Annotated in this window: 9 protein-coding genes; 1 reads left to right on the forward strand and 8 read right to left on the reverse strand. The window is 57.7% G+C overall.

Translation table 11 applies throughout. The annotated features are described in order from the left end of the window. The 8 genes from Q0K43_RS08545 to Q0K43_RS08580 form a co-directional block, all read right to left on the reverse strand. Window positions 1–963, reverse strand: a 963-nt coding sequence (locus Q0K43_RS08545) for a D-alanine--D-alanine ligase family protein (protein WP_297290135.1), incomplete at its 3' end; no start/stop codon positions are given. A 138-nt stretch (window positions 964–1,101) separates the two neighbouring features. After that, on the reverse strand, window positions 1,102–2,514 hold the full coding sequence (locus tag Q0K43_RS08550) for a DUF4340 domain-containing protein (protein ID WP_297290136.1): 1,413 nt from the start codon (window positions 2,512–2,514) through the stop codon (window positions 1,102–1,104). Beyond that, window positions 2,501–3,877: a GldG family protein gene (locus Q0K43_RS08555; RefSeq protein ID WP_297290137.1), complete on the reverse strand. Its 1,377-nt coding sequence runs from the start codon at window positions 3,875–3,877 to the stop codon at window positions 2,501–2,503. The genes Q0K43_RS08550 and Q0K43_RS08555 overlap by 14 nt, the downstream gene beginning before the upstream one ends. Next, a complete protein-coding gene (locus Q0K43_RS08560) occupies window positions 3,877–4,740 on the reverse strand; it encodes an ABC transporter permease (protein ID WP_297290138.1) in 864 nt (287 codons plus the stop codon). Before Q0K43_RS08560 ends, Q0K43_RS08555 begins: the two co-directional genes overlap by 1 nt. Then, on the reverse strand, window positions 4,737–5,717 hold the full coding sequence (locus tag Q0K43_RS08565) for an ABC transporter ATP-binding protein (RefSeq protein WP_297290139.1): 981 nt from the start codon (window positions 5,715–5,717) through the stop codon (window positions 4,737–4,739). The genes Q0K43_RS08560 and Q0K43_RS08565 overlap by 4 nt, the downstream gene beginning before the upstream one ends. A 133-nt stretch (window positions 5,718–5,850) precedes the next feature. Beyond that, window positions 5,851–7,059 (reverse strand): sensor histidine kinase, encoded by a 1,209-nt coding sequence (locus Q0K43_RS08570; RefSeq protein WP_297290140.1) that lies wholly within the window; start codon window positions 7,057–7,059, stop codon window positions 5,851–5,853. Next, window positions 7,052–7,447 (reverse strand): winged helix-turn-helix domain-containing protein, encoded by a 396-nt coding sequence (locus Q0K43_RS08575; RefSeq protein WP_297290141.1) that lies wholly within the window; start codon window positions 7,445–7,447, stop codon window positions 7,052–7,054. Before Q0K43_RS08575 ends, Q0K43_RS08570 begins: the two co-directional genes overlap by 8 nt. Before the next feature lie 105 nt (window positions 7,448–7,552). Then, complete coding sequence (locus Q0K43_RS08580) at window positions 7,553–8,098, reverse strand: DUF3795 domain-containing protein (RefSeq protein ID WP_297290142.1); 546 nt, start codon at window positions 8,096–8,098, stop codon at window positions 7,553–7,555. Between the two features lie 233 nt (window positions 8,099–8,331). Here Q0K43_RS08580 and Q0K43_RS08585 point away from each other — a divergent pair, with 233 nt between their 5' ends. Continuing rightward, window positions 8,332–9,465, forward strand: a complete 1,134-nt coding sequence (locus Q0K43_RS08585; RefSeq protein WP_297290143.1) for an FRG domain-containing protein — start codon at window positions 8,332–8,334, stop codon at window positions 9,463–9,465. Window positions 9,466–9,522 lie beyond the last annotated feature (57 nt).

A 9,522-nucleotide genomic window follows, 5' to 3' on the forward strand; every position in this document is an offset into this window, starting at 1 on the left:
GGGGTAGCGGCTGTGGGCGGTAAAGCCGGGGATGGTGTTGACCTCGTTGAAGTAGATCTCCCCCTCCGGGGTGAGGAACAGGTCCACCCGGGCAAACACCCGGCAGTCCAGCGCCTGATAGATGGTTCGGGCCGCCGCCTGGATGGCCGCCGTCTGCTCCAGCCTGATGCGGGCGGGACAGTGGATGGCGGAGGTCTTGAGGGTATACTTCTCCTCGTAGTCGAAGAAGCCCTGGGACAGCTGGATCTCATCCACCAGCCCCACCGTAAGCTCCTCGTTGCCCAGCACGGCGCACCCCACTTCAAAGCCGGGCACTGCCTCCTCCAGCAGCACCTCCCGGTCGTGCTTCAGGGCCTCCTTTACCGCCTCCATCAGGGTCTCCGGCCCGGCCACCCGGGTGATGCCGAAGGAGGAACCAGCCCGCACCGGCTTGACGAACAGGGGATAGCCCAGATCCCGGGCCGCTCCCTGGAGGTCGGCCTCCCGCCAGCTCCGGCCCACCACCGTCCCACGGGGGACCTTTACCCCCGCCAGAGCGGCCAGCTTATGGGCCCGGTCCTTGTCCATACACAGGGCGCTGGCCAGGGTGCCGCAGCCGATCACCGGCACCCCCGCCAATTCCAGCAGACCCTGGAGGGTGCCGTCCTCCCCGTTTTTCCCGTGGAGGACAGGAAAAGCCCCGTCAAAGTGCAGCCCCGTTCCGGTACCGTCCAGCAGCAGAAGCTCCCCCCGCCCCCGGTCCAGGGAGAGGGTGCAGGGGGTACAGTTTTCCCGCTGCCAGGTGTCGGCCTCCATCCGGTCCAGGGGGCCGGTGTAGTACAGCCACTGTCCCGAGCGGGTGATGCCCACCAGAAGGGGCGTATAGGCCTTCCGATCCATATGGGCGGCCACGGCATGGGCTGATTGGAGCGAGACGGCGTACTCCGTGGAGCAGCCGCCGAAGAGTACCAGAATGGTTTTCATGGCAGATTCCTCCCAACAGGCAAAAAAACGCCTTGCTTTGATACCCATATGGTACCAAAGCAAGGCGTTTGATGTTTTTGCTTTTTCTTTCCCGCACCCTACAAGTTTCCGAACATTTCTTTCAGTTTTCTTACAGGGTCAGCTTTCTCCCAGCACCACGGCATACACCGCCTCCTGCAGGTCCACCACTTGGCTTCTGGTCACCAGGGCGGTGGGCTGGCCGTCCACCACGGCCAGACAGTAGGTGCCGTCATAGCGATAGAACTGGATGCTTACGGTGGGCTCCCCCTCCAGGGACAGGTGGAGGGTGAAGGAGATCTCCTCCTGTCCGGTGGGCTCCTCCTCGGTAAAGCGGTCGGCGGTCAGGGCCTGGAGGGCATCGGGCAGGTCGCTGGTCTCCAGCTCCTGCTCCCCGTAGGACCAGGTCCGCTCCTCCCCCTCGCCGCTGGCAGTGAGGGTATAGGAGGTTCCGTCCAGGGTCACGTCCACCTGGGACACATTCTCCAGGTCGGCGGGCAGGATCTCCTTGTGCCGCAGGGTGCCGTAGGAGGCGTCCATCAGGGCCTGGTATTCCTCGGTGGTGATTTTGTAAATGATGGGGGAATCGTCCACCCGGGCGTAGGCGGTGACCTCCTCTTCCTCGCCGGTCTCCGTCTCGGCGTCGGCCTGGGTGTCGTCCCACCGCTCCGCCGGGGCACGGCTCACCGCCAGAGACACGGTGTGGGCGGTCTCATTGCCGTCCTCATCCTCGGTGGTGTAGTCCAGCTGGATGGTGCGCTCCGGGTCGTCCAGGCCGTAGGTGGCCAGATCGTCTTCCCCGGCGTTGTAGGTCATATAGTCTGTCAGATCCAGGGAACCCAGGGTGTACAGGAAGTCCTCCACCAAGCTGGTATCCAGGGGCTGGGCCGCACCATCCACCGAGGCAAAGTAGTGATCCTCCTCCCGGTAGCTGGAACTCTCCTCCTGCCAGGTGATCTGGAGGGAATCCTCACCCTGGATGCTGATCTGGTCCGCCGTCCCCACATAGGGCAGGCTGTCGTTGTCGATCAGGTCGGACAGCTCCACATCGAAGGCATCCAGGGGGTCCTCCTGCACCAGATAGACGTTGCCGTCCCCGATGGACACATACCGCTGGGAATCCATGGTGCTGAAGTTGCCCAGCTTTACCTCATAGCTGGCGTCCTCGGTGGTGAGCTGGATGGTACATACCGGGTCGTCCAGCCCGTACTGGCCGTAGTCCTCCACCTCCTCGATGATGAAGGAGACGCCGAAGGACTGGAAGCCCTCCAGCAGGGCAGATATGGCGTCCTCATCCACCGGGAAGGTCTCGTCGGCGTCGTAATACCACACATCGTCCTTGTGGAAGGCCAGACTCTGGCCGTCATAGGTCCAGGACAGGGCGGTCACCGAGTCCTCCGGAATTTCCAGAATGATCTGGTCGCTGGTTTTGATCTGCTCCTTGTGTTCCTGGTACCGGCTGACGCAGAAGGTAACCACGCACACCGCCGCCAGGGCGCCCAGCAGCAGATAGAGCTTTTTAGACCGGCTCATGCTGCATCCTCCTTCTCTTGACCACCACTCCGATGCCCACGGCCAGATAGAGCAGGGGGAATACGCCGATCATGGTCACCTTCAGCAGGGAGGCGGTGGACTCGCTAATGGTCAGGTTCACGTTAGCCCCGGAGGAGTAGGCGTTGTACCCATCGTCCAGGAAGAGAGAGGAGGAAAACCACACCATCTCGCCGCCGTCGTCCAGCTCCACCGACACGGCCACGGCAAAGGGCCCGTCGATGTCCCCCTCCTCCTTGTCATAGGTGGTCATTTCATAGCCCGCCACCTTGCTGAAGGCGCTGTCCGAAGTGGTGAGCAGCTCGGTGACGGTGGCTCCCGAGGCGTTGCCGCTCACCGTCAGGCCGGTGGCCACCGGCACAATGGGATAGTAGTTCTCGTCGATGAGGGGCTGGGTGATGTCGCTCTGGGCCATGTCGGGCATGAGGGCCAGGGGGATCTGGAAGGCGTAGTGGTTCCGGTCGGTCTCCACCACCATGCCCTCGGCGGCGGTGACGCCATAGTCCTCCAGCAGGCTGTACAGGTTGTCCAGGCTGCTGTCCTCCACCGGACCCGCCATCACCAGCAGCTTGCCGCCGCCGGCCATATAGTCCCGGAGCATATCCACTTCCTCCTGGGACAGGTCGCTGGAGGGGCTGTAGATCATCAGGCAGTCGGCGTCCTCCGGGATGGTATCCACCGTCAGCAGGGACAGGGTCTGGGTCTCGATATTATCCTTCTCCAGCTGCTCCTGGAAGGTCTGGGGCAGCTCCGCCTCCCCGTGGCCCTCCAGCAGGTAGAGCTGGGGCAGCTCGTCGCTGACCACATAGTCGATGGCGGAGGTGATGGCCCCTTCGCCGTCGAAGGAGGCGCTGGTATAGCTGTAGGAATAGAAGTCGGTCTCATACAGATAGATATCGTTGATACTGATAAAGCGGCTCTTGTCCCCACATACCACAATGAGGCTGTTGTTGTCCACCGTCTCGTCGGTGTACTGCTGGGCAAACGTGGGGTAGACGTCAGGATTCTTTTTTTCTACCGAAATATGCTCGGACAGGCTGTCGTATTTGTTCAGCAGGTTCTCCACGATGGGATCCTCCTGGTCGGCCTGGACGATCCAGTAGATGGTCACGTCCTCCTCCAGGGCGTTGACCACCGACTTGGTGTTGCTGGTGATGGAGTACAGCTGGGAGGAACTGATATCGAATCGGGTCAGGTTGGTGGGCAGGATGGATACCAGGATGTTGACCACTACCAGCAGGGCCAGCACAATGGCGGAGATGGCCAGGGAGTACGTACCCCCCTGGAAGGCGATCCTGCCCCGTCCCTTCCCGCCGTTCGGATTCAAATGCACCGGCAGTTTCATCAGTTATACCTCCTCTTCTCCAGGGACTGTACCGACAGGAACAGGAAGAAGGCGATCACTGTCAGGTAGTATACGATGGCGCTCACATCGAAGATCCCGTTGACAAAGGTGGTAAATCGCTCAAACAGGGACAGCTGGTTCATGATATTGGGCAGCAGGCCCTCAAAGGCGGCGTTATTTACCACAAACAATGCCACCGTCACCGCCGACAGGGCGAAGGCAATCCAGTAAGCCAGGCTGCCATTACCCGTCACATAGCGGATGAGCAGGCCCAGCAAGATATAGATCACCAGCAGGGCGATCACCGAACCCAGGGCGGTAGCCGATACATATTCCGACAGGCTGACGCTGTAGTAGTTGAACAAGATCACCGCGATGCCTACCCCGGCGGCCAGGCCCTGGTTATCGGTCAGGGATGAGATAAATGTGCCCAGCGCAATGAGGGCGGCGCCCAACACAAAAAAGGCAAAAATAGAACCGTAGGAGGTGGGCAGATAGACCTCGCCGAACTGAGCGAAGATGAAGGGATAGACCGAAATAACCGCCAGAGGGATCAGATAGAGTACCAGCAGAGCCAGATACTTGCCCAGCACCACCTGGACGGTGGTGATAGGCAGAGAGTAGAGCAGCTGGTCGGTCTTTTGCTTCTTCTCCTCGGCGATGACCCGCATGGTCAAAATCGGCACGATGACCACGAATACCAGACTGCCGAATTCCAGGACATATTCAAAATTGCTTACCGCCGCCTGGAGATTGAAAATCATGGCGCCGATACCCACAAAGGCCAGCAGAAAAGCGCCGAATACATAGGTGGTGAGAGAGTGAAAGTAATTGCGCAGCTCATGCTTGAAAACCGCTTTCATGCTTCCTTCGCCTCGCTTTCCTCCGGTTGGGTGGCCGTGTCCGTACTTTCCGTCAGTTCCAGGAAAATATCTTCCAGATTGGCTTTCTTCAGCGCCATCTCCAGCAGCGCCGTCTTTCGATCCGCAAAGAGGAAGAAGAGCTGGCGGGACAACTGATAGATATCCTCCAGGTCGGTTTTAAGGGTGACGGAGACCCGTTCTGCGCTCGCTTCCCTGATCTCCATCTGTGTGATATGCGCCGCATCCGCCAGAATGGCGCGCACCGTCTCCTCCGTCCCTTCCGCGGTGAGGGTGATCTCGCTGGGGGAGAGCAGACGCTTCTCCAGGCCCTCCGGCGTGTCGAAGGCGATGAGCTTCCCCTGGTTGATGATGAGGATCCTGTCGCAGATGGCCTGGACCTCGCTGAGGATATGGGAACTGAAGATCACGGTGTGGGTTTTGCCCAACTGTTTGATCAGATCACGGATCTCAATGATCTGGATGGGGTCCAGTCCCACGGTGGGTTCGTCCAGGATGATGACCCTGGGGTCCCCCAGCAAAGCCTGGGCGATGCCCACCCGCTGCCGGTAGCCCTTGGACAGGGCGGAAATCGTCCGGCGTCTCACTTCTCCGATCCGGGTCTGCTCCATTACCTCCCGGATCTGCCCCTCCAGCTCCGCGCCTTTGAGGCCTTTGGCCTGACCCACAAAACGCAGATACTCTTCCGGCGTCTCGTTGAGGTAGAGGGGCGGCTGTTCCGGCAGATATCCCATCCGCCGCTTTGCCTCGCCCGGCGAGTCAAAGATATCATACCCGTCTATGCTGACCCGGCCGGCAGTGGCGGAAAGGCAGCCTGTCATGATGTTCATGGTGGTGGATTTCCCGGCCCCGTTGGGCCCCAGAAAGCCGTATACATGGCCCTCATTGATCTCAAAGGAGAGATCGTCTACCGCCAGGAGATCACCATAGCACTTGGTCAGATGTTCCATGCTTATCATATCGGTCCTCCTTACGGCGCGCGGCGATAGCCGGCGCTGGTATGGGAGTCATTATAGCCTCTGATGCTGAAACAGTGCTGAAAGGATGCTAAATAGAACATAAAAAGGGGGCGGCGTTAAAACGCCGCCCCCTTCAGTCACAGGGTAATTCCACGAAAAAGCAGTTGATCCCCTCCCGGCTTTCCGCCCAGATCTTTCCCCGATGCCGGGCAACGATGCTCCTGGCAATGGGCAGCCCCAGCCCGAAGCTGCCTGTCCGGCTGCGGGCCGGGTCAGCCCGGTAAAACCGTTTAAACAGCAGCTCCAATCGCTCCGGCGGGATGGGTTCTCCTTCGTCCGCTACAGTAAGGACGCACCGTCCCTTTCCTTTTCGCCGCAGCGCCACCCACACCCGGCCGCCGGGCCGGGTATATTTGCCCGCGTTGTCCAACAGGGCCTCCAGCACACGACTCAGCTGGGCCCCGTCACCGCTCACCTGGATATCCGGTTCCACTTCGCTCTCCAGCGCCAGCCCCCCCTCAAAAAAGATGGGTTCAAAGGGCAAGAGCGTATCTTCCGTTACCTTACTCAGGTCCACCGGCCCATAGACGGCCTGCGACTCCCCGTGGTCGGCCCGGGCCAGTTCCAGCATCTGCTCGATCAGATTCTTCATCTGCCGGGACATGGCCAGGATGCCGGATAAAAACCGCTTCCGGTTTTCAGACCCATCCCCGCCGTCCTGAAGCAGTTCCGCATTGGTCATGATGACGGTCAGGGGCGTTTTCAGCTCGTGGGAGGCGTCGGCCACAAACTGCCGCTGTTGCTGCCACGCCCGTTCCACAGGCCGTACCGCCCATTTGGACAACAGAATGCTCCCCCACAAAAAGCCGAAAAAGCTCAGGCAGCCGATCAGAACGCAGCTCCTTGTCAGCCCCTCCAGTGTGGCCCGCTCGCTGGAGATGTCGGAAAAGACCACGCACTGATTGGCGGGGCTGTCCAGCCGGTAGTAGCGCAGATTATACTCCTCCAGCACCCCCAGATGATTGGGGGATGCAGCGGTCTGAGCAATCAACCGATCCAGAAAGGCATCGTCGGACAGATCATAATAACCTCCGCCGGTAGCCACTACCTCTCCGCCCAACCCCAGCTGCAGCTTAAAAAAGGGCAGGCGCACATCCTCCCCCAGTTCACCCGGCACCCCCAACCGGACCGGCTGAGCGGCGATATTTTCCAGCATCCGCATACTCTCCCGCTCCAGGTTGGCGCTGGTAAAGTAGAACACCAGGCCCAAGATCACCACCAGCATGATGGTGACAATACTCATATTGATGAGGACAAACTTGAGCCGCAGCTTCTTAATCATCCCCGTCCACCTCCAGATGATACCCCATCCTGCGGATGGTCTCTATGCGCACGTTGGAGCCGATGCTGGCCAGCTTTTTCCGCAGAAAGCCGATGTATACTTCCACATGGTTTTCCACCGCGTCGGAATCGTAGCCCCAGGCCTTGGCCAGAATGGCCTCCTTGGAGCAGTTGCGTCCCCCCGCCTGGAACAGAAAGCGCATGATCTCAAATTCCTTGGCCGACAGCCGCACCCGCTCCCCGCCGCACAGCAGCATGGCGGAGGAGAGATCCAGGGTAGTATTGCCCTGCACCAGCTCATCCACCTGCGGCCCCTGCCGGCGGAGCAGGGCATGAATACAGGCCAGCAGTTCCCGTATGTCAAAGGGAATCCGCCAACATTTTCTCATCTTCTATAATCAGGATCTTCACGGTCGCCACCTCTTTTTGTTCTATCATACCGCGTCAACCTGAAACCAGACTGAAAAGTGGATCGCTGCGGATCGTTCCTTCTTTCATTTCTTGCTGCGCTTCAAGCCGATACCCCGGCGGTCCGCCGCCTCCTGAAGAAGTCCAACGGCGGCAAGGGCCCGCTCCTGAATGGGGTATTCAGTCAATTCCGGCCGGCTGCCCAGAGCAGCCATCACGGACTGCAGCTCCTCCAAGGGCAGGAGATAGACCGCCGTGTTGAAAAACGTTTTGCGGCGGCCGTCGTTATAGCCTTCCAGAAGCGCATCCAGTATGGCGCGCTTTTCCTCCAGTTGGGAAAGGTAGGATTCCATTCCCAACTCCCGGGCCCTGGCAATATCCTGCCGCCTGTTTCGATGGGGGACAAAGGAGTCCCCATCGTCAAAGCCCTCATAGCGGAGACAGGGGTACTCCTGGCACTCCCAGCAAAACTGGACGCCGCCATGCTCCAGGGAGCATTTGGCAATGGCGCAGCTCTGATTGCCTGCTCCGCCGCCGCAGCCGGGGCAGTAGCCGCCCAGGTGCATGGAACACAGGGCGCAGTTGAGGCCGCATAGGGAGAAGCGGGTTTCTGTACGGGTAAATCCTTTCATAGTACCCTCCTGATTGGGTGGCGGATGACGGTTTTCAACCGCTCCATCTTCATAAGTCCCACCGTCTTTCCTGGTTTGTCTGTGTTACAGCACAGGGATCGGGCAACTATCCGTCATGTTTCCTTCTAAAATCCACTCCCCCGTCCTTTGGAACAAGTATAGTGTTACGTCCTTTGGAAAAAGCAAGCAGCTGCCAGTACAGCAATACTAATTCTAAAGATAGGGATGATACGATGATCGAATATCCAAAAGCAACAGATTTCCAAAAAGCCACTTTCGTGGGAACCTGGGGCCCCTCTCCCATTCCTATCTATGATGTTCCCTCCATGCACGCTCTCAATCAATTGGTTGGCTATATCAAACATATTAACGCGTCAAATGGTACGGTGCTATATCGCGGGCAATGTAGTTTATATAAGCAAGTTGTACCCAGCATAAAGCACGATTTAAGTACAGAAGAAGAAAACAAGGCTCGTCTGGAAGAAACCATGAAAGCAGTCCTGGGTGAAGATTCTCTTCTGAAATTTCTCGGCTTAAAGAATACCGATGTAAAAGGATGGGAATTGTTCCAAATGCTTGTGATTGAGGCGGTATTTCAGCATTATGGTGCAACTACATATTGTGTCGATTTTGTGGATAATCATTGGACCGCCCTCTGGTTTGGTCTATATCAATGGGATAAGTCCACTAGCCGCTATTTGCTCCGCAACAACTCCGGCTGTGGAGAAGACGGCTCTTATATTATAAAAAGTAGTCAGCTGGAAAAAGTCATCCCACCAACTGAACCTACGCTCGAAGCAACAGAGCTTGCCGCTTCTAAAATAGCTGAGTTAAAAGAGCATGCAAAACGCGCACCAATTTCTTTTGAGGAATTGGTACGCAGAAACACAATCAGAAAGTTTGAAGTTGATCATAAATCCTGGGAAGATACTTGCAGGCGTATCTCGGACTACAACAAGGAAATTGACCGCATCGAGAAAAATGATCATCTCTTTCTATTTTTGTATGTAGCTGATACAAACGTGTCAAATTTTCGTGGAGTATATATGGGGAATGAGACATTTACCATAGATCTCAGGAAGGCGCTTCCATCCAATTTTCTGCGTCCTTGTTCACAGCACGGATGGGTGGTAAGGGGAAAAGACGTAAACTATGACTTCAATTCAAGCATCTCCTGTGTGATTCGTGTTAATGTCGATCTGGCAAAGGAAATGCTTGGGTTGGGAACTTTGCTCAGCCAGGAAAATTTCTTTCCAGATGACACCATTGATCAAGGCTACAGCATCCTACTTGCCCGGCAAAAAGGTACTACCTGCCGGGATGATAGCGGACTTCGGAGCTGGGAAATAGTCAAAACCTCCGGCTAAGCCGGAGGCTTGAGTAGGCCCTAAAAGGGCCTGATACGGACGAAGCCCCTTAAGGGG

It is taken from the genome of uncultured Flavonifractor sp., assembly GCF_944383115.1.
GTDB lineage: Bacteria > Bacillota > Clostridia > Oscillospirales > Oscillospiraceae > Flavonifractor.

Coding starts and splice junctions, on each gene's coding strand:
- Q0K43_RS08560 (WP_297290138.1), bottom strand. CDS start 4,740: ATGAAAGCGGTTTTCAAGCATGAGCTGCGCAATTACTTTCACTCTCTC.
- Q0K43_RS08580 (WP_297290142.1), bottom strand. CDS start 8,098: ATGAAAGGATTTACCCGTACAGAAACCCGCTTCTCCCTATGCGGCCTC.
- Q0K43_RS08565 (WP_297290139.1), bottom strand. CDS start 5,717: ATGATAAGCATGGAACATCTGACCAAGTGCTATGGTGATCTCCTGGCG.
- Q0K43_RS08550 (WP_297290136.1), bottom strand. CDS start 2,514: ATGAGCCGGTCTAAAAAGCTCTATCTGCTGCTGGGCGCCCTGGCGGCG.
- Q0K43_RS08585 (WP_297290143.1), top strand. CDS start 8,332: ATGATCGAATATCCAAAAGCAACAGATTTCCAAAAAGCCACTTTCGTG.
- Q0K43_RS08555 (WP_297290137.1), bottom strand. CDS start 3,877: ATGAAACTGCCGGTGCATTTGAATCCGAACGGCGGGAAGGGACGGGGC.
- Q0K43_RS08570 (WP_297290140.1), bottom strand. CDS start 7,059: ATGATTAAGAAGCTGCGGCTCAAGTTTGTCCTCATCAATATGAGTATT.
- Q0K43_RS08575 (WP_297290141.1), bottom strand. CDS start 7,447: ATGAGAAAATGTTGGCGGATTCCCTTTGACATACGGGAACTGCTGGCC.